At 65.1% G+C, this 24,707-nt stretch carries 22 protein-coding genes and 2 pseudogenes; 8 read left to right on the forward strand and 16 right to left on the reverse strand.

The features are described from left to right. Positions 1-61: 61 nt before the first annotated feature. The 6 genes from PMN64_RS14630 to PMN64_RS14655 all read right to left on the reverse strand — a co-directional run bounded on the left by PMN64_RS14630 (position 62) and on the right by PMN64_RS14655 (position 4,995). Positions 62-1,117: a lysylphosphatidylglycerol synthase domain-containing protein gene (locus PMN64_RS14630; protein WP_026192163.1), complete on the reverse strand. Its 1,056-nt coding sequence runs from the start codon at positions 1,115-1,117 to the stop codon at positions 62-64. A 334-nt stretch (positions 1,118-1,451) separates the two neighbouring features. Beyond that, a complete protein-coding gene (locus PMN64_RS14635) occupies positions 1,452-1,679 on the reverse strand; it encodes an Rdx family protein (RefSeq protein WP_028340520.1) in 228 nt (75 codons plus the stop codon). Between the two features lie 18 nt (positions 1,680-1,697). Next, on the reverse strand, positions 1,698-2,606 hold the full coding sequence (locus PMN64_RS14640; protein WP_411781165.1) for a haloalkane dehalogenase: 909 nt from the start codon (positions 2,604-2,606) through the stop codon (positions 1,698-1,700). Then, positions 2,603-3,193 carry a TetR/AcrR family transcriptional regulator gene (locus PMN64_RS14645; protein WP_028340518.1) on the reverse strand — a complete coding sequence of 197 codons (591 nt, stop codon included), beginning with the start codon at positions 3,191-3,193 and terminating at the stop codon, positions 2,603-2,605. Before PMN64_RS14645 ends, PMN64_RS14640 begins: the two co-directional genes overlap by 4 nt. A gap of 108 nt (positions 3,194-3,301) precedes the next feature. Next, positions 3,302-3,598 (reverse strand): hypothetical protein, encoded by a 297-nt coding sequence (locus tag PMN64_RS14650; protein ID WP_028340517.1) that lies wholly within the window; start codon positions 3,596-3,598, stop codon positions 3,302-3,304. A 2-nt stretch (positions 3,599-3,600) separates the two neighbouring features. Beyond that, positions 3,601-4,995, reverse strand: a complete 1,395-nt coding sequence (locus PMN64_RS14655) for an OmpA family protein (protein ID WP_411781166.1) — start codon at positions 4,993-4,995, stop codon at positions 3,601-3,603. 168 nt (positions 4,996-5,163) lie between these two features. Here PMN64_RS14655 and PMN64_RS14660 point away from each other — a divergent pair, with 168 nt between their 5' ends. From PMN64_RS14660 to PMN64_RS14675, 4 genes and pseudogenes are all read left to right on the forward strand, one after another. Then, positions 5,164-6,222, forward strand: a complete 1,059-nt coding sequence (locus PMN64_RS14660; protein ID WP_411781167.1) for a polysaccharide deacetylase family protein — start codon at positions 5,164-5,166, stop codon at positions 6,220-6,222. 253 nt (positions 6,223-6,475) lie between these two features. Beyond that, positions 6,476-7,276 carry an SDR family NAD(P)-dependent oxidoreductase gene (locus PMN64_RS14665; RefSeq protein ID WP_028340514.1) on the forward strand — a complete coding sequence of 267 codons (801 nt, stop codon included), beginning with the start codon at positions 6,476-6,478 and terminating at the stop codon, positions 7,274-7,276. A 163-nt stretch (positions 7,277-7,439) separates the two neighbouring features. Next, positions 7,440-7,748, forward strand: a pseudogene (locus PMN64_RS14670) (type II toxin-antitoxin system RelB/DinJ family antitoxin). Continuing rightward, positions 7,745-8,040, forward strand: a pseudogene (locus PMN64_RS14675) (type II toxin-antitoxin system RelE/ParE family toxin). Before PMN64_RS14670 ends, PMN64_RS14675 begins: the two co-directional pseudogenes overlap by 4 nt. A gap of 200 nt (positions 8,041-8,240) precedes the next feature. Here PMN64_RS14675 and boxB read toward each other — a convergent pair. From boxB to PMN64_RS14695, 4 genes are all read right to left on the reverse strand, one after another. After that, positions 8,241-9,692 carry a benzoyl-CoA 2,3-epoxidase subunit BoxB gene (boxB, locus tag PMN64_RS14680; protein ID WP_411781168.1) on the reverse strand — a complete coding sequence of 484 codons (1,452 nt, stop codon included), beginning with the start codon at positions 9,690-9,692 and terminating at the stop codon, positions 8,241-8,243. A gap of 12 nt (positions 9,693-9,704) precedes the next feature. Further along, positions 9,705-11,393, reverse strand: a complete 1,689-nt coding sequence (gene boxC, locus PMN64_RS14685) for a 2,3-epoxybenzoyl-CoA dihydrolase (RefSeq protein ID WP_411781169.1) — start codon at positions 11,391-11,393, stop codon at positions 9,705-9,707. A gap of 176 nt (positions 11,394-11,569) precedes the next feature. Further along, complete coding sequence (locus tag PMN64_RS14690) at positions 11,570-12,379, reverse strand: alpha/beta fold hydrolase (protein WP_411781170.1); 810 nt, start codon at positions 12,377-12,379, stop codon at positions 11,570-11,572. Positions 12,380-12,523: 144 nt separating this feature from the next. Continuing rightward, positions 12,524-14,056, reverse strand: coding sequence for a benzoate-CoA ligase family protein (locus tag PMN64_RS14695; RefSeq protein ID WP_411781171.1), 1,533 nt, complete (start codon positions 14,054-14,056; stop codon positions 12,524-12,526). Between the two features lie 80 nt (positions 14,057-14,136). On the opposite strand from PMN64_RS14695, the gene PMN64_RS14700 reads away from it, so the two are divergent. Further along, the gene (locus PMN64_RS14700; protein WP_259245216.1) at positions 14,137-15,129 is read left to right on the forward strand and encodes a helix-turn-helix transcriptional regulator; all 993 of its coding nucleotides are present in this window, start codon (positions 14,137-14,139) and stop codon (positions 15,127-15,129) included. A 153-nt stretch (positions 15,130-15,282) separates the two neighbouring features. On the opposite strand, the gene PMN64_RS14705 is transcribed toward PMN64_RS14700, so the two are convergent. After that, positions 15,283-16,068, reverse strand: a complete 786-nt coding sequence (locus tag PMN64_RS14705) for an IclR family transcriptional regulator C-terminal domain-containing protein (protein WP_411781172.1) — start codon at positions 16,066-16,068, stop codon at positions 15,283-15,285. Positions 16,069-16,192: 124 nt separating this feature from the next. Here PMN64_RS14705 and PMN64_RS14710 point away from each other — a divergent pair, with 124 nt between their 5' ends. Continuing rightward, on the forward strand, positions 16,193-17,551 hold the full coding sequence (locus PMN64_RS14710) for a Rieske 2Fe-2S domain-containing protein (protein WP_411781173.1): 1,359 nt from the start codon (positions 16,193-16,195) through the stop codon (positions 17,549-17,551). Positions 17,552-17,665: 114 nt separating this feature from the next. After that, a complete protein-coding gene (locus PMN64_RS14715; protein WP_411781174.1) occupies positions 17,666-19,102 on the forward strand; it encodes a glutamine synthetase family protein in 1,437 nt (478 codons plus the stop codon). Between the two features lie 31 nt (positions 19,103-19,133). Here PMN64_RS14715 and PMN64_RS14720 read toward each other — a convergent pair whose 3' ends face one another. Continuing rightward, complete coding sequence (locus tag PMN64_RS14720) at positions 19,134-20,231, reverse strand: enolase C-terminal domain-like protein (protein WP_411781175.1); 1,098 nt, start codon at positions 20,229-20,231, stop codon at positions 19,134-19,136. A 155-nt stretch (positions 20,232-20,386) separates the two neighbouring features. Here PMN64_RS14720 and PMN64_RS14725 point away from each other — a divergent pair, with 155 nt between their 5' ends. After that, a complete protein-coding gene (locus PMN64_RS14725; protein WP_411781185.1) occupies positions 20,387-20,929 on the forward strand; it encodes a TetR/AcrR family transcriptional regulator in 543 nt (180 codons plus the stop codon). A gap of 185 nt (positions 20,930-21,114) precedes the next feature. Here the strand turns inward: PMN64_RS14725 and PMN64_RS14730 are convergent, their stop codons facing one another. Genes PMN64_RS14730 through PMN64_RS14745 form a run of 4 tightly spaced genes read right to left on the reverse strand, consistent with a single transcriptional unit; the run spans position 21,115 to position 24,484 of the window. Further along, positions 21,115-21,843 carry an ABC transporter ATP-binding protein gene (locus tag PMN64_RS14730; protein ID WP_411781176.1) on the reverse strand — a complete coding sequence of 243 codons (729 nt, stop codon included), beginning with the start codon at positions 21,841-21,843 and terminating at the stop codon, positions 21,115-21,117. A 7-nt stretch (positions 21,844-21,850) separates the two neighbouring features. After that, the gene (locus PMN64_RS14735; RefSeq protein WP_411781186.1) at positions 21,851-22,618 is read right to left on the reverse strand and encodes an ABC transporter ATP-binding protein; all 768 of its coding nucleotides are present in this window, start codon (positions 22,616-22,618) and stop codon (positions 21,851-21,853) included. Between the two features lie 4 nt (positions 22,619-22,622). Beyond that, a complete protein-coding gene (locus tag PMN64_RS14740; RefSeq protein ID WP_376708661.1) occupies positions 22,623-23,570 on the reverse strand; it encodes a branched-chain amino acid ABC transporter permease in 948 nt (315 codons plus the stop codon). Beyond that, on the reverse strand, positions 23,567-24,484 hold the full coding sequence (locus PMN64_RS14745; protein ID WP_018269575.1) for a branched-chain amino acid ABC transporter permease: 918 nt from the start codon (positions 24,482-24,484) through the stop codon (positions 23,567-23,569). Before PMN64_RS14745 ends, PMN64_RS14740 begins: the two co-directional genes overlap by 4 nt. Between the last annotated feature and the right edge of the window lie 223 nt (positions 24,485-24,707).

Below are 24,707 nucleotides of genomic sequence, written 5' to 3' on the forward strand. Positions count from 1 at the left end.
TTCATGTCTCGCCCAGGCGCGGTCATAGCGACCTTCCCTCGGGAGGCATCGGGCCGCTTCATCAGACCCCGGAGTCACCGCGCTTGCGAACCAGAACCGCCTCATGGTGCGGCTCGGCGCGGGGACCCGAATCAGCCTGCGGCAGCCGTTTGAGTCGGGCGCCGACGATAACCTCCCGAAACGTCAGCAAGATTACAGATATGACGAACGGCGCAATATAGTAGAGCAGCCGGAACAGCAGCATACCGCCGAGCAGGTCCTCGCGGTCCATCTGCCAGAGGCCGACCAGCATGGCGGCGTCGAACACCCCGAGGCCGCCGGGGGAGTGGCTGGCGAAGCCGAGCAGGGTCGCCGACACGAAGATGACCGCGACCACGACGAAGCCGAGATTTGGCTCGTCCGGCACCAGTACGTACATCGCCAGCGCGCAGAAGCCGAGGTCGAGGATACCGATCGCGATCTGCAGCAGCGTCAGCGGACCGCCCGGCAGGGTCACCGTCCAGGGGCCGCGCCCGACCACCCGCGGCTGGGTCCAGACCCAGACCACATAGGCGACCAGCGCGGTGATGATCGCGAATGCCAGCGCCCGGTTGAGCCAGGGCGGCAGCTGGTCGATGTTGGCGGCGGCCTCCGGGTGGTAGGCGATGCCGAGCCCGAGCACCGCGGCATTGCCGAGCCAGAAGGTGAGGCCGGCGAGAAAGCAGATCTTGGCGACGTCGATCGCGTTCAACCCCCACGCCGAATAGATCCGGTAGCGCACCGCGCCGCCGGTGAAGACGCTGGCGCCGACATTGTGGCCGATCGAGTAGGAGGTGAAGGCCGCGAGCGCGTTGATGCGGTAGGGCACATGGGCGTGACCGATCGCGCGCACCGCGAACAGATCGTAGAAGGTCAACGTGAAGTAGCCCGCCGCGACGAACAGTCCCGCCAGGGCAATCTGCCGCGGCTCGGTGCTCTTGATGGCCTCGAGCACCTCGTTGGTGTCGATGCCGCGCAGCATGTGATACAGGACGTAGCAGGCGATGCCGATGACGGCGATGCTGATGACAACACCCAGCCGATGCAGGATTTGCTTCTGGCGCAGAAACGCCATCGCCCTGCGTATTGCTTCCAGCATCTAGACCTCGAATTGCGATCCCGCGACGACGGCTCCCGGGCGAACTCCGCCGGCGCTTCGCTGTGCCCTGGCCCGTGTAGCGCGTTTTAAACCGGAGTGGAATTCGTCAAAAGACAATAAAACGCGCATCTTCAAGATATTACGGATGATTCATGACAGCGGGTGCACAAATATGCGCGTTTCCCGCCGCCTTCGACAAGACTTGACATGCGCGTGCGCGCAGTTAGCCCGCCGAACGGTCCGCAAGGCCATCCGGAAAACTACGGTGAAGCACCGGCACGGCCGAATAGAGAATGATCTTCCGCTAGCCAGCCGACAGGCGCTCGGCTGATCGTCAATCCCGCGCGGCCGTGACCGCGGCGACGATCTCGGCGGCATCGGGAAAATGTCCCTTGGCGCGCCTGGCGACAACCTCGTCGCCAAGCTTGACCTCGAAGATGCCGCCCTTGCCGGGGATCAGCGTCGCATCGACGCCAAGGCGCTCGCGCAACAGCGCCGCGGCCTCTTTCGCGCGCTTCTCATAGCCGCACGGCCGGCAATAGGTGATCGAGACATTCCTCATGTCGCGCCCTCTTTGCTCTCATGCGGCATGGCGCTGCGCGGAGGCGGCCTCGATGCCGGCGATCCAGCCGGCCACAGAGCGGCCGATCGCCTCCGGATGATCCTCCTGCAGATAATGCCCGCCCGCGCCGAGTTGAATGACCGCGCAATGCTTGAGCGTCTTGGCGAATTCGGCGGCAAAGGCCGGTGACACCAGCGCCCCGGGCGACCCAACAAACAGCAGCTTCGGATAGGTCGATGCCGCGAGCGCGGCATGCGCCGCCGTGAGCGCCTGAGTAACGTCGGCCGGCTCGCCCGCGATCGGCAGTTCGCGCGGCAGCATCAAGGTCGGCATGCGGCTCTCGCGCGTCGCAAACGGCGCGCGGTAGGCGGCCATCTCCTCCTCCCTGAGCGTGCGCAGGATCGAGCCGGGCAGCACGCGTTCGACGAACGCATTGTTATCGAGGATCATCGCCTCGCCCACGCCCGGCGTGCGGAATTTCCGGAACGTCTCCCGCGCGGCGTCGTGCTGGTGGAAGTCCGACCAATCGCGCATCGGGCGGATGAACTCCATGAAAGCGAGCCCGCGCACCAGTTGCGGACGGCGTGCCGCGAGGTGGAAGGCAAGCGCCGTGCCCCAGTCCTGGGCGACGAGATAGGCCGAGGCGATGCCGAGTTCGTCGATCAGCGCGTCGAGATAGTCCGCCTGGTCGAAGAAGCGATAGCTGATGTCGGGCTTGCCGGATTGGCCGTAGCCGATCAGGTCGGGCGCGATGCAATGCCCGACGGGGGCGACCAGCGGCATGATGTTGCGCCAGATGTAGGACGACGTCGGATTGCCGTGCAGGAACAGCACATGCGGCGCGTCGCTGCGGCCGGTCTCGCGATAGGCCATCGTGCTCCCGAGCACGGCGCGATGATGCAGGCTGATATCGGCGGATATGGTCATGGCAACTCCTTGAACACGGTTTGGAATGCGATCGTCTTGAAACGCGTCAGCGCCGCTTCGCTGCGTTCGACCTTCATGCGCAGCATCGCGCCCTGCCAGGATGCGAGCAGGAAATCGGCCAGCTGATCGGGATCGAAGTCGGAGGCGATCTCGCCCATGGCCTGAGCCTCGGCGATGCAGGCGGCAAACGGCGCGCGCCATTCCCGGAAGATGTCGTCGAGCTGCTCGCGCAGCATCTCGCTGGAGCCCGACGCCTCGAGGCTGAAATCGCCGATCAGGCAGCCGCGGGTGAAACCGTCATGCGTGAGCTTGCCGGTGATCAGATCGAGATAGCTTCTCAGCCTTTCGCGCGGCGCCAGCGTCGTGTCGCCCAGCGCTTCGGCGACGAGGCCGCGCACATAGAGGAAGTAGCGGTCGAGCACCTCGGACGCGAACAGCTCCTTCGAGCGGAAATGGTTGGTGAAGGAGCCCTGCGGCGCACCGGCGGCGGCGGTGACGTCGCGCACGCTGGTGCCGTGATAGCCGGTCCGGAACATTTCCTTCAGGCCGGCGTCGAGGATGGCATCGCGGAGAGAGGGTTTTGGCATGGCTGCGATTTAATACGTACGTACGTATTAATGTCAAGCGCTAAAATGAATGCGGCTCGCCCTGCGCTTGGCGACGCCGCTCAGGCCCGTCGGATCAAGAGGTTGAGGTTAGCTCGCGGGCTTGCTGCGCGAAACCACCCAGTCGCGCAGCCAGGAGCCGATCGCGCAGCCGACGAGATAGAGCGCGAACATGACCAGGAAGAGATCGAGCCAGTAGCCGAACCGGCCGGGCACGATCCGCGCGAACGACGCCGCCACCAGCGCGGCGGCGAGCAGTGCCAGCCAGCGCATCCAGACCTTCGAGACGCCCTGCGCCCGATGCACCACCGCGATCCAGCCCATGCAGAAGCCGAGCAGCGCCGCGCCGAGCAGCCAACCCCAGAAGAATGTCGCGAGCACGGTCATCGCTACTTCACCACGAATTCGATGCGGCGGTTCTGCGCCTTGCCGTCTTCACTCTCGTTGCCGGCCAGCGGCTGCGTGCTGCCGTAGCCGATCGGCGTGAAGCGGCTGGCGGGCAGGCCGGCGCGCACGAGGTAATCCACCACGGCCTGCGCGCGCCGCTCCGACAGCGCCTGGTTGGCGGCCTCCTCGCCGTCGCTGTCGGTATGGCCGGCGATCTCGATCGTCGCATTGGGGCAGCGCAACGCAGTCTCGATCAGGCGGTCGAGCAGGCCGGCGGAATCCGGCACGATGTCGGCCTTCCCCGACTCGAAGCGGATCTTGCCCTTTGAGAGGATTTCGGAAAACAGCTGCTGGCACACCGTGGGATCGACCGGGGCAGCCGCCGGCTTGACCGTGACCTCGGCCTTGTACTGCCAGCCCTGTGGAAAATCCTTGCCGAGCCCGTCGCGGATCTGGCCTGCGGCGGCATCGTAGAGCGCATCGCCCGACAGCTTCACCTCGCGGTCCGATACCACCAGCGTTCCGGTCGACAGCCGCGACAGCGCGCCGAGCGCGGGCACCACCGCGGCCGCGAAACCCGACGGCGCGCCGACGCTGGCCTTGAGGTTGTCGACCACCTTCTCGCTGAAGAACTTGCGGCCGGCGGCTGCGACCAGCGCAGCATGCACGTTGTTGTCGGGCACGTAGCCGGTCAGCGTCAGCGTCACCGCGACCGGGTCCTTGTAGGCCTGGAACACGTAAGGCGGCGCCTTGATGTCGTTGGCGGCGATCGAATAGCCTTCCGGCAGGTTCTTCAGCGCCGCGGCGACCGCCTCGCGTCCGCCGAGCTCGCGCGCCATGCCGGCGAGGGCAACCTTGTTGTCGGTCAGCGTGATCTTGCCTTCCTTCAGCTTGCCGATCTGGTCGAGCAACAGCAGCGCCGCCGCGTCGAACCGCAACGGCGCGCCGCGGGCGAGCACCATCTGATCCACCACCTCGACACCGCCGAGACTGGCCTTCGCGGCCTCGGTCAACTTCCCCTTGCTCGACGGCAGCGGCGCATTGCCGCCGAGCGTGACCCGCACCACGTCGCGTTCGGCGGACCAGACAAAGGGCTTGGCTTCGGGAACAAGGCGGGTCTCGTCGTTCACCAGCCGCACGCCGGGCACAGCTTCGACCGACGCCACCGCGCTGAGGCGGCCGTCTTCGGAGAAGGCGTTGGCCGCGAACGTCACGTCGCGCCCGTCGACGCTGATGCGGCGCTTGTCGAGGACAGTGTCCTTCAGTGCGGTATTAGAGCGCGCGGCAAGGTCCGCTTCGACCGTTGTGGTGCTGGTCCAGGCCGCAATACCCCAAAGCACGACCAGTGGAATCACCCCCGGCCACCACTTGCTACTCCACTTGAAAAGTCCGTGCATTCAGCGTCCTGCGGGGTCGGGAACCAGAGAGAAAACAAACCCTTGGCTGACTGTCAAACCCCAAATGACGCCCATGGCGGGGGCGCCATGTCGGACCGGGATAACAGTTTCTTCAGTGGTCTTTCGCTAAGTTTGCCGCGGAATGCAAATCGGCCGGCCCGCGCCCTCATGAAACAACTCCGCAACACCGTGATCCGTGCCGGCATGGAGGCGTTGTATTTCTCGGGTGCGCATATCCTGCTGCGTCCGATCTTCGCCGGCGTCGGCGCCATCTTCATGCTGCATCACGTCCGCCCGCGGCGCGGCGATGCGTTCCAGCCGAACCATCATCTCGAGGTCACGCCGGACTTCCTGCGCGCGATGCTGACGCATCTGCGCGCGCTCGACGTCGACGTGATCAGCATCGACGAGGCGCATCGCCGTCTCAGCGAACGGAATTTCGCACGGCGCTTCGCCTGCTTTACCTTCGACGACGGCTATCGCGACAACCGCGATTTCGCGCTGCCGGTGATGCGCGAGTTCGGCGCCCCGTTCACGGTCTATGTCGCGAGCGATTTCGCCGAGGGCTGCGGCAGATTGTGGTGGATCGCGCTGGAGCGGGTGATCGCGGCGGCGTCCGCGATCGAGGTGCCGATCGACGGCACCATGACACGGATCGACACCGCGACGGCACCGGCCAAGCGTACTGCTTTCGGCCGCATGCACGACTGGCTGCGTTCCCTGCCCGGCGAGCAGGAGATGCAGGCCGAGATATCAGCGCTGTGCGCCCGTCACGGCGTCGACGAGACCGGCATCGCGCGCGAGCTCTGCATGTCCTGGGACGAGTTGCGCGGCTTCGCCGACGACCGGCTGGTGACGATCGGCGCGCACACCATCACCCATTGCAATCTCGCCAGGCAGAGCGAGACCATCGCATCGTTCGAGCTCGCGACCAGCCGGGCGCGGATCGAGGATGCGCTGCAGCGGCCGGCATTGCATCTCGCCTATCCCTATGGCGACCGGATCGCCGCCGGGCGGCGTGAATTCGCCCTCGCCCGGTCGATCGGCTTTCGGACCGCGGTGACGACGCGGCCGGGCATGCTGTTTGCCGAAAGCGCCGACCATCTGACCGCCCTGCAGCGGGTCTCGCTGAACGGCAATTACCAGGACGCGCGCCTGCTGCCGGTGCTGACATCAGGCGCAGCCACCGCGGTGTGGAACGGCTTTCGCCGCATCGACGCTGCGTAACGCGTTTCCCGTTTTCATCCCGACTCGACGCAACCCAATTTCGGTCTGACTTCCCGTTCCCCCTGAAAGGGGGAAGGTCGGGATGGGGGTCAGCCACAAGCGACGGTGCCTGGCGAGAGAGCAGATCCCCACCCGCTTTGCTCTGTCGAGCAAAGCGACCTCCCCTTTTCAAGGGGAGGTACCGATCCCTCCCCTCTCCTTGACTCGCTCCCCGGGCGCGCCCAGAACCACTGGCAACGCAATGGAGGAGCGCATGTTCAAGGATCTGTTTTCGCTGAAGGGCCGCGTCGCACTGGTGACCGGGGGATCGCGCGGCATCGGCAAGATGATCGCGGCCGGCTTCCTCGCGCAGGGTGCCGCCAGGGTCTACATCACCGCGCGCAAGGCAGGTCCCTGCGAGGCGACCGCCCAGGAGCTGTCCGCCGCCTATGACGGCGAATGCATCGCGCTGCCGATCGACATCTCGACCGTCGAGGGCTGCGAAAAGCTCGCGGGCGAGATCATCAAGCGCGAGCCGAAGCTCGACATCCTCGTCAACAATGCCGGCGCGGCTTGGGGCGCAGACTTCGACGAATTCCCGGAGAGCGGCTGGGACAAGGTGATGAACCTCAACGTCAAGTCGATCTTCTTCCTGACCAAGGCGCTGGCCAAGCCGCTGCGCGCGGCGGCGACGCACGACAGGCCGGGCAAGGTGATCAACATCGCCTCGATCGACGGCATCTTCGTCAACCCGATGGAGACCTATTCCTATGCCGCGAGCAAGGCCGCGGTGATCCATCTGACGCGCCGCATGGCGACCCGCCTGGTCAAGGACAACATCAACGTCACCGCGATCGCGCCCGGCGCCTTCAAGTCGGACATGAACCGCGCCGCGCGCGACCACGCCGACGAGGTCGCCAAGCGCGTGCCGGCGAAGCGCGTCGGTACCGACGAAGACATGGCGGGCACCGCCATCTACCTCGCCTCGCGCGCCGGCGACTATGTCGTGGGCAACACCATCGCGGTCGATGGCGGCGTGGTCTACGCGACGGCAGGGCTGGAGATCGCGGGGTAAGCGGCCGCGCCTTCTAAAGCAACTGCGCGACCGATCTATGGCAACGGCCCCGCCGAAGGACGGGGCCGTTTTGTCGCTGGCTCACCTGCTTCCAAAGGGCTGTGACGCCTCTGGCGCATGTCATTCAAATGCATTACATTCGATGCGAGTGAAGGAGATCGCTATGGCTTCGAATGCCCTGGTCCAAACCCGCATCGATGCGGAGGTAAAGGAAAAGGCCACCGAGGTTCTGGAGAACATGGGTCTCACGGTATCCGACGCCGTGCGGATCCTACTGACACGCACGGCCAATGAAGGAATGCTTCCACTGGAGCTCGTGAGCAACAGCCAGGCTTACGACAGCTGATTTCGCGAGAAGGTGCACCAGGCGTTGGCGGATACCCGGCCCGGTCTCGATGATTCCGAGGTCGAAGCGCATTTCGCGCAACGCCGCGCCGCCGCGCTTCGAAAAGCGACAGGGCGTAAGCGGTGAAACTCGTCTGGTCGCGCTTCGCGTCATCCGATCGCGACGACATTTCAGCTACATCGAGGCCGAGAATCCCCGTGCCGCGGTCCACGTCGATGAACAGATTGCCGATGCTGCGCGGCGCCTGCTCGACTTTCCTGACAGTGGCCGGCCCGGGCGCGTCGCCGGCACGCGCGAGTTGGTCATCCCGCGCACACCTTATGTCGCGGCGTACCTTGTCGACGGTGAGACCGTTCGCATCTTGCGCGTGATTCACGGCGCGCAGATGTGGCCCGACGAACTTACAAATGACGATTGAGGCCGGGCTCCGTACCGGCATCTGATCAAAAAAGAAAGGGACGAGCCCGGGACCTCTTCGGCTCGCCCCTTCCTGTTCTCTCCCTGCGGAAAGAAACCGTTAGGTCACGATGCGATTCTCGCATCACGACCGAATCTGTCGCTTGAGCATGATCTCTTCGGAAAACCGCTTCACACTTTTCCGGATCATGCTCGGGCCGATCAGCTCTCGATCCTCACATATTCGAAGTCGCCGGGCTTGTTGTCGATGCCGACCTTGGGCGCCGAGATCCACGAGGCGAACTCGCCGGGTTCGGTCACCGGCTTCATCAGCGAGGCGATGAAGTCGCCGTCCGCGGTCGACGGCAGCCAGTCGTTCTTGCGCTTGGCCCAGGTGGCGTCGTCGATCAGCAGGCCATCGGGCGTCGCATGGACGTCCTTGAACTCGCCGATCTGGCGGTGGAAGGCGGTGTTCGGCACCGCCAGCTTGTAGTCGATGCCCGCGGTCGAGATCACCTTGTTCCAGCGCAGCATGCCCTTGACGCAGTCCTGCGTGTAGTCGTCGCGCAGCCGCATGTTGAGCGCGGTCAGCGCCGGCTCGTCGACCATCTTGATCTGGCCGTCCACCATCTTCATGACCGGATAGGTCGAGCTCTTGAGCTGGTGGTCGTCGTCGATCGTGGTCTCCTTGTAGCGGCCCTTGATGCCGGCGTTGAAGGCATTGGCCGCGTTGGTCGACACTTCCGAGCCGAACAAATCGAGCGACAGCGAATAGTGCAGGTTCAGCTTCTTCTGGATGGTCGGCAGGTCAATCACGCCAAGCGCGCGGATCCTGGCGATGTCGTTCGGATCGGTGATGCCGGCTTCCTTCATCGCATCGCAGGTGCGCTGCACGACGCGGGTGATGCCGGTCTCGCCGACGAACATGTGGTGGGCTTCCTCGGTCAGCATGAAGCGGCAGGTGCGCGACAGCGGATCGAAGCCCGACTGCGCCAGCGAGTGCAGCTGCATCTTGCCGTCGCGGTCGGTGAAGTAGGTGAACATGAAGAACGACAGCCAGTCCGGCGTCGCCTCGTTGAAGGCCCCCAACATGCGCGGGCTATCCGCGTCGCCCGAGCGGCGGCGCAACAAATCGTCGGCCTCCTCGCGGCCGTCGCGGCCGAAATATTTCTGCAAGAGGTAAACCATCGCCCAGAGATGGCGGCCTTCCTCGACATTGACCTGGAACAGGTTGCGCATGTCATAGAGCGAGGGCGCGGTCTTGCCGAGATGGCGCTGCTGCTCGACCGAGGCCGGCTCGGTGTCGCCCTGGATCACGATCAGGCGACGCAGCATCGCGCGGTGCTCGCCGGGGACCTCCTGCCAGGCCGGCTTGCCGTAATCCTCGCCGAACGGGATGACGCGATTTTCCTCCTGGGGAGCAAGGAGAATGCCCCAGCGATATTCGGGCATCCGCACGTAGTCGAACTTGGCCCAGCCGCGCGGATCGACCGAATAGGCGGTGCGCAGATAGACCAGCGACTCCTGGAAGCCCTCTGGCCCCATGTCGCTCCACCAGTCCATGTAGCCGGGGTGCCAGCCCTCCAGGGCTTTGAGCACCTGGCGGTCCTCGGCGAGATTCACATTGTTCGGAATCTTGGTCGAGTAATCGACGTTCATGATGTTCATGTTCATGGCCGTGCTCCCTTAAACTCGCGTCATGTCGAATTGCGCCTTCTGGCCGGTGCCGTAGCGGCGCAGTGCGCCGTCCTCACCGACCGCGTTCGGCCGCTGGAAGATCCAGTTCTGCCACGCGGTGAGGCGGGAGAAGATCTTCGATTCCATGGTCTCCGGACCGACGAAGCGCAGATTGGCTTCCATGCCGGTGAGGCCGTCGGGCGAGAACGAGGTGCGCTCCTCGAAGAACACGCGGACCTCGTCGTCCCAGTCGATGTCGTCGAGCGCGAAGGTGACGAGGCCGAGCTCCTCGGCCTCCTCCGCGTCGAGCGCCTTGCCGATCGACGCCTGCGCGCGCTCGAGATCCGACGGGTCGGCCTGGAAGCGCGATTGCAGCCGGGTCAGGCCGTGGCTCATCAGATAGGGCCCGAAATTCATCGCCGTCAGTTCGATCGCCGGCGGCGGGCGGTTGTCGCCCTGCTTCTGGCCGATCAGCATGTAGGAGCGGTCGGCGGCGAATACGAGCTCGGCCAAAGTGCCGACGAAGCAGGAGCCGGGCTCGACCAGCGTCACCAGCGTGCGCGAGGTGACGTCGATGCGCTTGAGCACGCGCTTCCAGTAATGCCTGACCTCGTTGACCAGCCAGTGCGCCTTGTTGGCCTCCAGGAACGCGTCATAGGACACGACATTGGCGCGGTCGCCATGGCTCTTGAACACCAGCATCGCGATCTCGAGCTCGTTGATGCGCAGATGCAGGATCGCATCGTCGAGCTCGCGGGCGACCTGCAGCGGCCAGAACGCCGGCCCTTGCGCGATCATGCCGTCGATGTCGGCGGGCGCTGTGGTCTCCGGTGCCTTGATCGAGATGGTGGCGATGCGCGCCGCGCGATCGATGTCGACGCTGACGAAGCCGTAGCGGATGGCGCTGTCGTCGATGGTGCGCGTCAGCGGCGCCAGCGCGATACCTTTGCCGGCGCCGTTGCGCTTCGACCTGGCGGCGAATTCCTTGACGCGCTCGGCCAGCTTGCCCTCGAGCTTGGAGTTCGGCGCAATCTCGTCGACCAGGCGCCAGGAGACGGCGCGCTTGCCCTTGATGCCTTCCTCGATGGTGCAGAAGAAATCGGCGTGGTCGCGGCGCACCTTGCGCTTGTCGACGACGCGCGTGAGCCCGCCGGTGCCCGGCAGCACCGCGAGCAGCGGCACTTCGGGCAGTGCGACGGCAGCAGCGCCGTCATCGGCCATCATGATGTGGTCGGTCGCGAGCGCGAGCTCATAGCCGCCGCCGGCCGCGGTGCCGTTGACGACGGTGATGAAGCTCTGGCCGGAATTCTCGCTGGAGTCTTCCAGGCCGTTGCGGGTCTCGTTGGTGAATTTGCAGAAGTTGACCTTGTGGGCATGGGTCGAGCCCGCCAGCATGCGGATGTTGGCGCCGGCGCAGAACACGCGGTTCTTGCCCGAGCGCATCACCACGACCTTGACCTCGGGATGCTCGAAGCGCAGCCGCTGCACGGCGTCCGCAAGCTCGATGTCGACGCCGAGGTCGTAGGAATTCAGCTTGAGCTGGTAGCCCTCGAACAGGCCGGCGTTCTCGTCGACGTCCATGGTCAGCGTCGCGACATCGCCGGCAACGTCGAGCTTCCAGTGCCGGTAGCGCGACGGATCGGTCTGGAAGTCGATGTACTTCGCCCCGCCTGCAAGGACGCGATCGTCACCAGCCATGGGCCACCCTTATCTGTTGTCTTGCTGTTGTTCGTTTGAAGGTTCGTCGTCGAGGTCTTCATGCACAATAATGCATGTTTTCGATCTGGTCTAGTTCAAAACGCAAAAACATGCATTTTGTTTCATGTTTGCGAAATTCATTCGCTCGGCCAATGGCCTGGCACCGGCACCAAAGGTCAGGCGGCCAGTGCCGGGTCGTCGCGGAGCGCCGCCCTGGCGAATTCGGTGACCGCTTCGAGCGTCACCGCGGGCGCCTCGCGATGCGGCGAATGGCCGGCGCCAGCGATGGCCACGACGTCGACCGGGCAGTAGCACTCGTCCTGGGCGATCTCGACCTGGCGCATCGTGCCGTACTGGTCAGCCGCGCCCTGCACGATCAGCACCGGCACGCGGATATAGGCGAGATATTCGGAGATATCCCAGTCGCGGAATGCCGGATCGAGCCAGGCGTCGTTCCAGCCATGGAAGGCGTTGTCGACGTCCTTGTGCCAGTGCGCCAGCTTCTCCTTCAGATTGGTGGTCTCATACGCCGTCTTGATCTCGGCGATCGACTGCACCGAAATGTCCTCGACGATGAAGTGCGGCGCCAGCAGCGCGAGGCCGTGCAGGCGATGATCCTGATGCGCGCCGGCATAGATCGCCGCGATCGACGCGCCGTCGGAATGACCGAGCAGCAAGCCGCGGCGGAAGCCGATCCGGTCGAGCAGCTTCGGCAGCACGTCGAGCGCCTCGCGATGCATGTAGTCGACCGGACGCGGCAGCTTCGCCGGCGACGACGCGCCATAGCCTGATCGCGAATAGGCGAACACGCCGGCGCCGGTCGCCGCCTGCAGCTTCTCGGGGAAGTCGCCCCACAACCCGACCGAGCCGAGGCCTTCGTGCAGCATCACGATGGTCGGCGCGGTCTCGGGTGAGGGACCGATCATGCGGTATTCGAGCTCGGCGCCGTCGATGCTGAGGAAGCCTGTGGGGTTTAGATTTTGCATGCAGGACCTTCCTCATCGTCGTCCCGGCGAAGGCCGGGACCCATAACCACAGGCTTCAGTTGTTGCGCAAAAGCCGTTGAACAGCGTCTTTCAAAACGAAAGCCACGGCGTATGGGTCCCGGCCTTCGCCGGGACGACGCCTGACTATTGCGCGCCATCCCGCAACTTGAATCGCTGTATTTTCCCGGTCGCCGTCTTCGGCAGATTGTCGACGACATCGATCCAGCGCGGATATTTCCACGGGCCGATCTTCTGCTTGACGTGCTCCTTCAGCGCCTCGTGCAGGCCGGCCGCTGAGCTTTCGGGCCGCAGCACCACATAGGCCTTCGGCTTGAGCAGGCCTTCCGGATCCGCCTCCGGCACGACGGCGGCTTCCAGCACCGCGGGATGGGTGATCAGCGCGCTCTCGACCTCGAACGGCGACACCCAGATGCCGGAGACCTTGAACATGTCGTCGGCGCGGCCGCAGAAGGTGTAACGGCCGTCGGCATCGCGCGTGTATTTGTCGCCGGTGCGGGTCCAGGCGCCCTCGAAGGTGGCGCGGCTCTTGGCGCGCTGATTCCAGTAGCTCTCGCCGGCCGAGGGCGCATCGACCAGGAGCTCGCCGACCTCGCCGTCCGCGACGTCGGCACCGAGCTCGTTGACCAGCCGCACCTTGTAGCCGGGCACCGGACGGCCGGACGAGCCGTATTTGATGTCGCCGGGCGCATTCGACAGGAAGATGTGCAACAGTTCGGTCGAGCCGACGCCGTCGAGGATGTCGACGCCGAACCGCGCGCGCCAGGCATTGCCGACCGATTCCGGCAGAGCCTCGCCGGCCGAGGTGCAGACGCGCAGGCGATTGCCGCCGGACTGTGCTTTCGTTGCCTCGTCGTTGAGCATCGCCGCGAACAGGGTCGGCACGCCGAAGAAGATGCTGGGATGATATTTGTTCATCAGCGCGAACATCACGGCCGGCGTCGGCCGCTCGGAGTTTAGCACCGTCGAGGCGCCGACCGACATCGGGAAGGTCAGCGCATTGCCGAGTCCGTAGGCGAAGAACAGCTTTGCCGCCGAGAGGCCGACATCATCCTCGCGGATGCCGAGCACCTGCTTCGCGTAGGTCTCCGCGGTCGCCGCGAGATTGGAATGCAGATGGCGCACGCCCTTCGGCATGCCGGTCGAGCCCGACGAATAGAGCCAGAATGCCGGCTCATCGGCGTGCGTCGGCGCGGTCGCGAACACGTCGCTCTCGCGCGCGATCTCGTCGGACAGCTTGTTGTGACCATGGGCATCCTTGCCGGAGACCACGACATGCTCGAGGTCGGGCATGCGCGCGATGATGTCCTTCACGACCGGCAGCAGCGCCTCCGACACGAACAGCACTCGGGCCCGGCAATCACCGAGGATGTAGCCATACTGCTCCGCGGTCAGCAGCGTGTTGAGCGGCACCGGCACCACGCCGGCGCGGATCGCGCCGAGGAACACGATCGGGAAGTCGACCGTGTCCAGCATGATCATGGCAACCCGCTCCTCGCGGCGGACGCCGAGCCGGCGCAGCATGTTGCCGACGCGGCGGGTCTGCTGCTGCAACTGGCCATAGGTGATTTGCGACACCGTATCGTCGAACACGACCTTGTCGCCGCGGCCTTCATCGACGTTGCGGTCGAGCAGCCAGGAGACCGCGTTGTAAGTCATGCTCCGCTCCTCGGACCCAGACGTGCCACGCTTCCCTCTCCTGTGAATTTAAGAATTATAATTCATACAAAGCCACCACGTTGGCTTGCTGTCAATCCTTATCGGCACTATGTTTCCTAGAACCTCGGTCTGATTCAGTCAGGACCGCGCGTCGCACAGGGATCATGACCGCAGCCAACGACCCGGAAACCGACTTCCTTGAGCAGCTCGGCCAGCGCGTGCGCACGATGCGCGCCTTGCGCGGCATGTCGCGCAAGGTGCTCGCCAAGGTTTCCGGCATTTCCGAACGCTACATCGCCCAGCTCGAAAGCGGCAAAGGCAATGTCTCGATCGTGCTGCTGCGCCGTGTCGCAGGCGCGATGGGGGCGCATCTCGAGGACCTGATCCCCTCCAGCGAGCCCGTGCCGGACTGGGCCGTGATCCGCGATCTCCTGCGCAAGGCGTCGCCGAGCCAGATCGCCCAGGCCAAGGACATGCTCGCCGGCAGCAGCCCGCTGGCGCCGCGCCGCGCCTCCTTCTCCGGCATCGCGCTGATCGGCCTGCGCGGCGCCGGCAAGACCACGCTCGGGCGAATGCTGGCGAAGAAGATCGGCTGGAGCTTCGTCGAGCTCAACAAGGAGATCGAGGCGCAGAACGGCCTCTCGGTTGCCGAGATCATCGCGCTGTACGGCCAGGAGGGCTTTCGCCGCATGGAGCAGGCCGCGCTGACGCAGCTGCTCGCGCGCAAGGAATTGATGGTGCTGGCGACCGGCGGCGGCATCGTCTCCGAGGCGCTGACCTTCGACCTGATCCTGTCGTCGTTCTACACGATCTGGCTGAAGGCCGAGCCGGAAGAGCACATGGCCCGTGTCCGCCGCCAGGGCGATCTGCGCCCGATGGCCGACGATCGCTCGGCGATGGCGGAATTGCGCAACATCCTGGTCAGCCGCGAGCCGCTCTATGCCCGCGCATCGGCGGTGGTCGACACCGCCGGACTTTCGGTCGACGCCGCCGCTGCGCGGCTGATCGATTCGGTGCGGCCGGTGCTGCAGAACGAGGCGCGCTCGTTCGGCCTGCGCAGCGTGGCGCTGTAGGCGCACCACAACTACTGCGTCACAACCGGTTTATCCCCTCATCCTGAGGAGCTTGCGCAGCAAGCGTCTCGAAGGACGAGGCCACTAGTCGGGCCTCATGGTTCGAGACGCGCTTCGCGCTCCTCACCATGAGGGACCTCCCACGCATTAAAACTACAGCAACCGGCTCTTCACATCCTCAGCGCCGTCGCGCAGCAGCGGCAGGAAGCGGTCGATCAATTCCTGCATCGGCACGCGATCGACATGCGCGCCCATGTTGATCGCAGCGACGATGGTGCCGTCGTAGCGGCGCACCGGCACCGAGATCGAGCGGAAATGCGGCTCCGCTTCGCGGTCGACCAGTGAGTAGCCCTGCGCGCGATCGGCAATGATGGTGGCGAGCAGCTTCTTCGGATCGGTGACGGTCTGCGGCGTCACCGGATCGCGGCGCATCGCCTTCAGGCGCGCCGCGAGCTCGGCGTCGGCAAGCCGGCCGAGCATCGCGCGGCCGACCGAGGTGCAGAACGCCGGCAGCCGGTAGCCGATGTCGAGACCGGCGGAGAACACCCGCGTCGGGCTCGAGCGCGCCACGAATACGACGTCGTCGCCGTCGAGCAAGGCGAGCGAGGCAATCTCCTGCGCTGCCGTCGCGATGCGATCGAGCACCGGCTGCAGCACCGTCACAACCTGGTTGGACTGCAGGAACGAGCCCGCGAGCGTCAGCACATGCGGCGTCAGCGTGAACAGCTTGCCGTCGGTGGCAACGAAGCCGCGATGCGCGAGCGTGAACAGGATGCGGCGCGCGGTGGCGCGCGGCAGATCGGCGGCGCGCGCCAGATCGCTCAGCGTTGCCGGACCAGACACGGTGCCGAACACCTGCAGCAGGCGCAGGCCGCGATCGAGCGCCTCGACGAAATCGGTGGCGCGCTCGTCCTGGTCGGTCCGCTTCAGCTTGGGCATGGCGTTTTAGGTTGGGTTGCGGCTTTGAACGGTTCAAAAATTGCGCTTGCTGTCCGAAACAGACATGGCATAATTCGCACATTCGTTCAATAGGCGAACAAATCCAAATCCGGGAGACGCCGCCATGATGAGCCAGGAAGCGAACGATCTGATCACCCGCACCGGGCGCAAGGACCCCTGCGGCAGACTGATGCGGAGCTACTGGCAGCCGGCGGCGCTGGTGGACGAATTGGACGGGCCGCGCCCGGTACGACCGGTGCGGCTGCTCGGCGAGAACCTGGTGCTGTTCCGCGGCGAGGACGGAAGCTATGGGCTGATCGATCGCCATTGCGCGCATCGCGGCGCCGACCTCGCCTTCGGCCGGCTCGAGAATGGCGGGCTGCGCTGCGCCTTCCACGGCTGGCTGTTCGACACGTCAGGCCAGTGCATCGAGACGCCGGCAGAGCCGGCCGGCTCGCAGCTGTGCAAGGGCATCAGGCAGCGTTCCTATCCCGTGGTCGAGAAGAGCGGCATCCTGTGGGCCTGGCTCGGCGAAGGCGCCCCGCCCGCGTTTCCGGAGCTCGACTGCTTCGTCGCGCCCGGCAGCCATACGTTCGCATTCAAGGGCCACATGAACTGCAACTGGCTGCAAGCGCTCGAGGTCGGCATCGATCCGGCGCACGCCTCCTTTCTGCATCGCTTCTTCGAGGACGAGGACACCTCGGCGGCTTACGGCAAGCAATTCCGCGGCGCCTCGGCCGGCAGCGACATGCCGATGACCAAGATCCTGCGCGAATATGATCGCCCCATCATCAATGTCGAGCACACCGAATACGGTCTGCGCCTGATCGCGCTGCGCCAGCTCGACGACGAGCGCACCCATGTGCGCGTCACCAACCAGCTGTTCCCGCACGGCTTCGTCATCCCGATGTCGACCGAGATGACGATCACGCAGTGGCACGTGCCGGTCGATGACGAGAATTGCTACTGGTATGCGATCTTCACCAGCTACGCGGCGCCGGTCGACAAGCAGAAGATGCGCGACCAGCGGCTCGAGCTCTATACGCTGCCCGACTACAAGTCGCGCAAGAACAAGAGCAACGATTACGGCTTCGATCCGCACGAGCAAGCGACCGAGACCTATACCGGCATGGGCACCGACATCAACGTGCATGACCAGTGGGCGGTGGAATCGATGGGGGCGATCCAGGACCGCACCAACGAGCATCTCGGCCAGAGCGACAAGGCGATCGTGCAGTATCGCCGCCTGCTGCGACAGGAGATCGAGAAGGTTGCAGGCGGCGAGAAGCCGATGCTGTTCCTCGACGAGGCCTCCGCGCGCAGCATCCAGGGCCCGGCGACGATGGACGGCATCGGGCCGACCCAGGGCTGGGAGCTCTACTGGATGGAGGTCGACGTCAAGCGCCGCCGCGGCGCGCCATGGGCCGCCCCGGTGCCGCGCGAGATCGCCGGCAAGGTGCATCATCTGACGGCGGCGGAGTGATGTGTGTGGACTTGTCATTCCGGGGCGATGCGGCAGCATCGAACCCGGAATCTCGAGGTTCCGGGTCTGGTCCTTCGGACCATCCCGGAACGACAGCAACAAAGGAGTGACGCGGTGAGCTTCGTCGAGCGTCACGGCCTGTGGTCGGATGAGCAGAAGGAGGCCGCGAACCGCCTCCGCCGTGTCGTCGAGGAGAAGAACCTCGAAGTCATCCGCCTGTCGTTCCCCGACCAGCACGGCATCCTGCGCGGCAAGACGCTGATCGCCGGCGAAGCGGTGCGCTCGCTGGAGGGCGGCTGCTCCATCACCACGACGATGCTCGCCAAGGACACCTCGCACAAGACGGTGTTTCCGGTGTTCACCGCCGGCGGCGGCTTCGGCATGAAGGAGATGGAAGGCGCGGCCGACGTGCTGATGGTCGCCGATCCCACCACCTTCCGCGTGCTGCCCTGGGCTGACAACACCGGCTGGCTGCTCTGCGACCTCTATTTCAGCGACGGCCGGCCGGTGCCGTTCGCGACCCGCAACCTCTATCGCAAGGTGCTCGATCAGCTCGCCGGCCGCGGCTACGATTTCGTCGCCGGCCTCGAGGTCGAATTCCATCTGTTCAAGCTCGACGACGCCCACATGGCGCCGGAGGACGCCGGCCAGCCCGGACGGCCGCCGTCGGTCAGCCTGCTGTCGCACGGCTATCAATACCTCACCGAGCAGCGCTACGACCTGATGGAGCCGGCGCTCGAGATCATCCGCCGCGACATCATCGCGCTCGACCTGCCGCTGCGCTCGGTCGAGGTCGAGTTCGGCCCGAGCCAGTGCGAATTCACCTTCGCGCCGACAGTCGGGCTCGCGCCGGCCGACACAATGGTGCTGTTTCGTTCAGCGGTGAAACAGATCGCGCGCCGCCACGGCCATCACGCGACCTTCATGTGCCGGCCGAAACTGCCGAACGTGTTCGCAAGCGGCTGGCACCTGCACCAGTCGCTGGTGTCGCGCGCCGATGGCGAGAACGCCTTCATGGCCAAGGAAACCGCCGAGCCGCTCAGCGCGCTCGGCCGCGCCTGGCTGGCCGGCTTGATCGAGCACGCGCGCGCCTCAACCGTGTTCACGACGCCGACCATCAACGGCTACAAGCGCTACCGATCCTATTCGCTGGCGCCGGACCGCGCGATCTGGGGCCGCGACAACCGCGGCGTGATGATCCGCGTGCTCGGCGGCGCCGGCGATCCGGCAACCCGGCTGGAGAACCGGATCGGCGAACCGGCCGCCAATCCCTATCTCTACATGGCAAGCCAGATCCTCTCCGGCCTCGACGGCGTCGACCGCAAGCTCGACCCCGGCCCGTCCGCCGACACGCCCTACGAGGCCAAGGCCGCGCTGTTGCCGAAATCGCTGCGCGAGGCCGTGTTCGCGCTCAACGACGATCCGTTCTTCCGCCAGGCGCTCGGGCCGGAATTCGTCGACTATTACGTCTTCATCAAGAACGCGGAGATCGAACGCTTCCAGGCCGAGGTGTCCGACTGGGAGCACCGCGAATATTTCGAGATGTTTTGACGGAAGCGTCCGCGCAAGAGCTCCGCATGCTCTAGAGACGTGCGAGATGGGCCGCAACGGCCGCTTCGTTCCATTCCAGACCGACACCAGGCGTGTCGGGAATATGCAAAAGACCATCCTTGATTTCATACGGCCGTTCGAGAATCGGATCGGCCCAGTCCTGCCACTCCAGCCAATGGGCCGTCTCCGTCGCACGCATGACGTGAGCGGCGACTTCCGGATAAAGATGCGTTGAGATCGGGATACCCGCCGCGCCGGCGATCGCAGCCGCGCGCATCCAGCCCGTCACTCCGCCGATGCGCATGAAATCCGGCATCACCAGGTCGCAAGCCCTCTTCGCGATCGCCTTATGCATCTCCCTCGGGCCGTAGAAGTTCTCGCCGATCTGGATCGGCGTCTTCAGCTCCGCCGCCAGTCGGGCGTGTCCGTCGAGATTGTCATAGACGACAGGCTCTTCGATCCAGTCGAGGCCATAATCATCGATCGCATGGCACCGCTCGATGGCTTCGGCGAGATTTAGCCCCTGGTTGTAGTCCACCATCAAATGCATCCGATCCCCGACTGCTTTTCGAACGGCGTCGAGGGTTGCCAGATCCTCGCGCGGATCGCTTCTGCCGAGGCGCAATTTCAGGGCTGAGAACCCTCCTTCGTCCCGCAATTCCAAAGCCTCGGCTGCGACGGCGGCCGGCTCCTTCAGCCAAAGGCCATTGCTGTTGTAGGACCTCACGGCGCCGACCGTCGCCCCCAACAGCACGCACAGCGGCTTGTTTGCGGCTTTCGCCAACGCGTCCCACGCGGCCATGTCGAGGCCCGACGCGGCGATCATCGACAATCCCTCATAGCCGACGAAGTGAAGCGATTTGCGCGCCGCCGCGAACAACTCGACAGGCGCCACGCTCCGACCTCTGAGCAATTCGCCGAGATCATGCAACGCCGGAACCAGATATCGCAGCGATTTCACGATGTAAGGCTCGAGATAGCTTCGCCCGACAATGCCCTCCTCCGTCACCAGATCGACGAGAACGAGCGGCCACTCCGATAGCGTGGCAATGCGCGCGACCACGGGCCGCTTCAGCTTGATCACCACCGGACGAGCTTTGATCTCTCTGAGCGTCAATGAAACGGGCATGGCATTGGCTTTCGCAGCGCGAGGAAGCTGACTGGCGCGGGCCGAAAAATCCCGGAAACCATTCCAATTGGTTTTTCAACCGATGTAAATTCACTACCCGGTATATTTAAGAGGGTGACTGCATCGCGCGATCTGCAGAACCGACCCGGCGGCGCATCCTTGCTGCCGCATACGTCCTGTTTCGCCAGCGCGGATACAGCCGCGTGAGCATGGACGAAATCGCATCGGCGACGAGGGTTACGAAGCGCACGCTCTACAATCATTTTCAAAGCAAGGATCAGCTGCTCGCCTTCGTGCTCGAAGCCCAGAACGAACTGGCCCTGGCCGCGTTCGCGACGTTTGGCGACAAGCTGTCCGGCTCGCCGGCAGCGATCATCGACGGCCTGTTCCGCGACCTCGCGGTCTGGGCGGACAGGCCGCGATGGGCCGGCTCGGGATTCACCAGGCTGGTCATCGAGCTGGCCGATCTCCCTGGCCATCCCGCACGCGCAATTGCGCGCCGGCACAAGGCCTTGCTCGAAACCCATCTCGGCGCGCTGCTGAAGCGGGCTGGCGTCCGCGAGGCTGACCGCCGCGCACGCGAGATCTGGCTGCTATCCGAGGGCGCGATCTCCCTGATGCTGGTGCATGGCGACCGCGCCTATGCAGCGGCAGCGGCCGACGCAGCGAAACGACTGCTGCGGGGCTCTTCACGGTAAGCCGCGGCAGCCCGCCTCTCTGATCCGTCATCCTGAGGAGCGCCAACGGGTCCGCGCGAAGCGCGGCCCGATGACAGGCTCCGCGCGTCTCGAAGGATGCACGGCCACCAGCCGGGCCATCGATCCTTCGAGACGCCTGCTACGCAGGCTCCTCAGGATGACGGCGATACGGCAATGCTTGCTGCTCAAATCCCGAGATACTTGTGCTGCAGATCCGGTTCGGCGAGCAGCTGCTCGCTGGTGCCGCTCCACACCGTGCGGCCGCGCTCGATGATGTAATGGCGATCGGCGATGCGGGCGAGGTTTCCGACGTTCTTGTCGATCACCAGCACCGACTGCCCGCGTCCCTTCAGCATCGACAGGCAGCTCCAGATCTCGTCGCGGATCAAAGGCGCAAGGCCTTCGGTCGCCTCGTCGAGGATCAGCAGCTTCGGATTGGTCATCAGCGCACGGCCGATCGCGAGCATCTGCTGCTCGCCGCCGGACAGCGTGACGCCCATATTGCCCGACCGCTCGGCGAGCCGCGGAAACAGCGCGTGGATCTTGTCGATGGTCCAGGGATCGGAGGCACTGAAGCGATTGCCTGACGCGGCGACGAGATTTTCGCGCACCGTCAGGTTGGGGAAGATCTGGCGGCCTTCCGGTACCAGGCCGATGCCGAGCTTCGCGATCCTGTAGGACGGCAGGCCGCGCACCGCCCCGCCGGCGAAGCGGATGGCGCCTGATCGCGCCGGCGTCAGGCCCATGATCGAGCGGATCGTCGTGGTCTTGCCCATGCCGTTGCGGCCCATCAGCGCGACCATCTCGCCCGACTTGATCTTGAGCGACAGGCCGAACAGCACCTGGCTCAGCCCGTAGCAGGTCTCGATCGCGTCGACTTCGAGCAAAGTATCAGCGGTTTTGGTGTCAGCCATCCTAGCTTCAGTCATGGCGCGTCACCGCATGCTGTTCGCCGAGATAGGCGCGCTTGACCTCGTCATGCTTGCGGATCGCGTCCGGCGCGTCGCAGGCGATGACGCGGCCATAAACCAAGACCGTGATGCGGTCGGCGAGCGCGAACACCGCCTCCATGTCGTGCTCCACCAGCACGATGGTGACTTCCTTGCGCAGCTCCTTCAGCAGCGCGACCATCCGCGCCGATTCGGTGACGCCGAGCCCGGCCATCGGCTCGTCCAGCAGCAACAGCTGCGGCCTGGTGGCGAGCGCGACCGCGAGCTCGAGCTCGCGCTGCTCGCCATGGCTCAATTGGGACACCACGATATCGGCGCGCGGGCCGAGGCCGACGCGCTCGAGCGCCGCGCGCGCGGACTCGCGCAGATGCCGCTCCTTGCGCGCATTGCCCCAGAAGCGGAACGAGTGACCGTCATGCGCCTGCGCCGCCAGCGCGACATTGTCGATCGCGGAGAAATCCTTCAGCAGCGAGGTGATCTGGAACGAGCGCGCCAGCCCGAGCCGGCTGCGCTTGTAGGACGGCAGGTTCGTGACGTCGCGGCCGGCGAAGCGGATGGTGCCGGAGTTCGGCATCACCTGCCCGGTGAGCTGGCTGATCAGCGTGGTCTTGCCGGCGCCGTTGGGGCCGATGATCGCGTGCAGCTCGCCTGGCACCACCTCCATCGAGAGGTTATCGGTCGCGGTGATACCGCCGAAGCGGCGGACCAGATTGTCGACGCGGAGCAAGGGATCAGGCAAGGAATCAGCCACGGCGCATCCTCCCGAGCAGGCCCATGATGCCGCCGCGCGCGAACAGCACGATCAGAAGCAGCACCGGACCCAGGATCAGCCCCGAATATTCGGTGAACTGCGACAGCAGCTCCTCGAGCAGGAGATAGACGATCGCGCCGATGACGGGACCGAACAGCGAACCCATGCCGCCGAGGATCACCATCACCATGAGGTCGCCGGAGCGGGTCCAGTACATCACGGCGGGGCTGACGAAATCGGTGTTGTTGGCAAGCAGCGCGCCGGCGAGGCCACAGATCGTGCCTGATATCACGAAGCAGACCAGGCGGTAGCGATTGGCATGGAAGCCGATCGCCTGCATGCGTTGCTCGTTGGAGCGGACGCCCTGCACCACGAGGCCGAAGCGCGAATTGACGATGCGCCAGATCAGATAGAGGCCGCCGAACAGGCAGGCCAGGCAGAGGTAATAGAACTGGTTGCGATCCGACAGGTTGATCAGGCCGGCGAAATCGCTGCGCTTGTAGACGGTGAGCCCGTCGTCGCCGCCGTAGCGCGACAGCGCGGAGGCGATGTAGTAGGCCATCTGCGCAAAGGCCAGCGTGATCATGATGAAATAGACGCCGCGGGTGCGCAGTGAGAGCGCGCCGATCAGCAGCGCAAACAGCGCCGAGACGGCGAGCGCCACCGGCCACTGGATGAAGCCGGAGCCGATGCCCTCGGCGGCGAGGATGCCGACGGCATAGCCGCCGATGCCGAGATAGGCGGCGTGGCCGAAGCTCATCATGCCGCCGTAGCCCATGATCAGATTGAGGCTCGCGGCGGCGAGCGCGAAGATCACGATGCGGGTGAACAGCGTGAGGATGAAGATATTGCCCGTGACCGCCGAATAGAGCGGCAGCAGGATCAGGGCGGCGCACATCAGCGCCGCGACCGCGTTGGAGACGTTGAGCTTTCGCATCATCGTTTGGCCGCCGGGAACAGCCCCTCCGGCCGCAGCACAAGGATGATGGCCATCAGGAGGTAGATCAGCATCGAGGACAGCGCCGGCGCCGCGGTGGACGCCGCCGCCCCGCTCAGCACCTTGCGCAGCAGGTCGGGCAGGAAGGCGCGGCCCATCGTGTCGATGATGCCGACGAAGATCGCGGCCATGAACGCGCCGCGGATCGAGCCGATGCCGCCGATCACGATGATGACGAAGGCCAGGATCAGGATGTTCTCGCCCATGCCGATCTGCACGGTGAGGATCGGCGCCTGCATCAGACCGGCGAGACCGGCGAGCGCCGCGCCAAGGCCGAACACCAGCGTGAACAGCAGCTTGATGTTGATGCCGAGCGCCCCGATCATCTCGCGGTTGGAGGCGCCGGCGCGGATCAGCATGCCGATGCGGGTGCGCATCACGACGAGATAGAGCATCGCTGCGACCGCCAGCGCGACCACGATGATCATGAGGCGGTAGGCCGGATAGTAAACGCCGGGAATGATCTGCACCGGCACGGTGAGCCAGGCCGGCAGCGGCAGCGCGAGGCCCGCCGGGCCCCAGATCAGCCGGACGGCGTCGTTGAAGAACAGGATCAGGCCGAACGTCGCCAGCACCTGATCGAGATGGTCGCGGCCATAGAGATGCCTGAGCGCGACATATTCCAGCACGATGCCGAGCAACAGCGTGGCGCCCAGCGCCATCAGCGCGCCGAGCACGAAGCTGCCGGTCCAGGCCACGAAGGTCGCCGCGAAATAGGCGCCCATCATGTAGAGCGAACCGTGCGCCAGATTGACGAAGTCCATGATGCCGAACACCAGCGTCAGTCCGGCCGCCAGCAGGAACAGCAGGAGACCGAATTGCAGGCCGTTCAGAAGTTGTTCGACGACGAGATACATCGTGAGGCTACGTCACCTTTAAATGAAACAGCGGCAGCGCGCATGCGCCGCCGCTTATACGGCTTGATGTTCTCCCTCGCCCCGCTCTTGCGGGGCCGGGACGAGCAAAGCTCGCCCTGAGAGGGTTGGGGTGACGGGCTCATTCTGCGAACCGAATTCGCGGAAAGAGCCCCTCACCCAATCGCTTCGCGATTGACCTCTCCCCGCAAGAGCGGGGCGAGGT

The sequence above is a fragment of the Bradyrhizobium sp. UFLA01-814 genome, from assembly GCF_046718885.1.
Taxonomy (GTDB): domain Bacteria; phylum Pseudomonadota; class Alphaproteobacteria; order Rhizobiales; family Xanthobacteraceae; genus Bradyrhizobium; species Bradyrhizobium elkanii.

What these genes read in the sequence shown, in the direction of transcription:
- PMN64_RS14655 (WP_411781166.1), bottom strand. Translation starts at nt 4,995, where the DNA reads ATGCACGGACTTTTCAAGTGGAGTAGCAAGTGGTGGCCGGGGGTGATT.
- PMN64_RS14695 (WP_411781171.1), bottom strand. Translation starts at nt 14,056, where the DNA reads ATGACTTACAACGCGGTCTCCTGGCTGCTCGACCGCAACGTCGATGAA.
- PMN64_RS14650 (WP_028340517.1), bottom strand. Translation starts at nt 3,598, where the DNA reads ATGACCGTGCTCGCGACATTCTTCTGGGGTTGGCTGCTCGGCGCGGCG.
- PMN64_RS14660 (WP_411781167.1), top strand. Translation starts at nt 5,164, where the DNA reads ATGAAACAACTCCGCAACACCGTGATCCGTGCCGGCATGGAGGCGTTG.
- PMN64_RS14635 (WP_028340520.1), bottom strand. Translation starts at nt 1,679, where the DNA reads ATGAGGAATGTCTCGATCACCTATTGCCGGCCGTGCGGCTATGAGAAG.
- PMN64_RS14640 (WP_411781165.1), bottom strand. Translation starts at nt 2,606, where the DNA reads ATGACCATATCCGCCGATATCAGCCTGCATCATCGCGCCGTGCTCGGG.
- PMN64_RS14730 (WP_411781176.1), bottom strand. Translation starts at nt 21,843, where the DNA reads ATGGCTGACACCAAAACCGCTGATACTTTGCTCGAAGTCGACGCGATC.
- PMN64_RS14740 (WP_376708661.1), bottom strand. Translation starts at nt 23,570, where the DNA reads ATGATGCGAAAGCTCAACGTCTCCAACGCGGTCGCGGCGCTGATGTGC.
- PMN64_RS14720 (WP_411781175.1), bottom strand. Translation starts at nt 20,231, where the DNA reads ATGCCCGTTTCATTGACGCTCAGAGAGATCAAAGCTCGTCCGGTGGTG.
- PMN64_RS14690 (WP_411781170.1), bottom strand. Translation starts at nt 12,379, where the DNA reads ATGCAAAATCTAAACCCCACAGGCTTCCTCAGCATCGACGGCGCCGAG.
- PMN64_RS14665 (WP_028340514.1), top strand. Translation starts at nt 6,476, where the DNA reads ATGTTCAAGGATCTGTTTTCGCTGAAGGGCCGCGTCGCACTGGTGACC.
- PMN64_RS14710 (WP_411781173.1), top strand. Translation starts at nt 16,193, where the DNA reads ATGATGAGCCAGGAAGCGAACGATCTGATCACCCGCACCGGGCGCAAG.
- PMN64_RS14645 (WP_028340518.1), bottom strand. Translation starts at nt 3,193, where the DNA reads ATGCCAAAACCCTCTCTCCGCGATGCCATCCTCGACGCCGGCCTGAAG.
- PMN64_RS14745 (WP_018269575.1), bottom strand. Translation starts at nt 24,484, where the DNA reads ATGTATCTCGTCGTCGAACAACTTCTGAACGGCCTGCAATTCGGTCTC.
- boxC (WP_411781169.1), bottom strand. Translation starts at nt 11,393, where the DNA reads ATGGCTGGTGACGATCGCGTCCTTGCAGGCGGGGCGAAGTACATCGAC.
- PMN64_RS14705 (WP_411781172.1), bottom strand. Translation starts at nt 16,068, where the DNA reads ATGCCCAAGCTGAAGCGGACCGACCAGGACGAGCGCGCCACCGATTTC.
- boxB (WP_411781168.1), bottom strand. Translation starts at nt 9,692, where the DNA reads ATGAACATGAACATCATGAACGTCGATTACTCGACCAAGATTCCGAAC.
- PMN64_RS14630 (WP_026192163.1), bottom strand. Translation starts at nt 1,117, where the DNA reads ATGCTGGAAGCAATACGCAGGGCGATGGCGTTTCTGCGCCAGAAGCAA.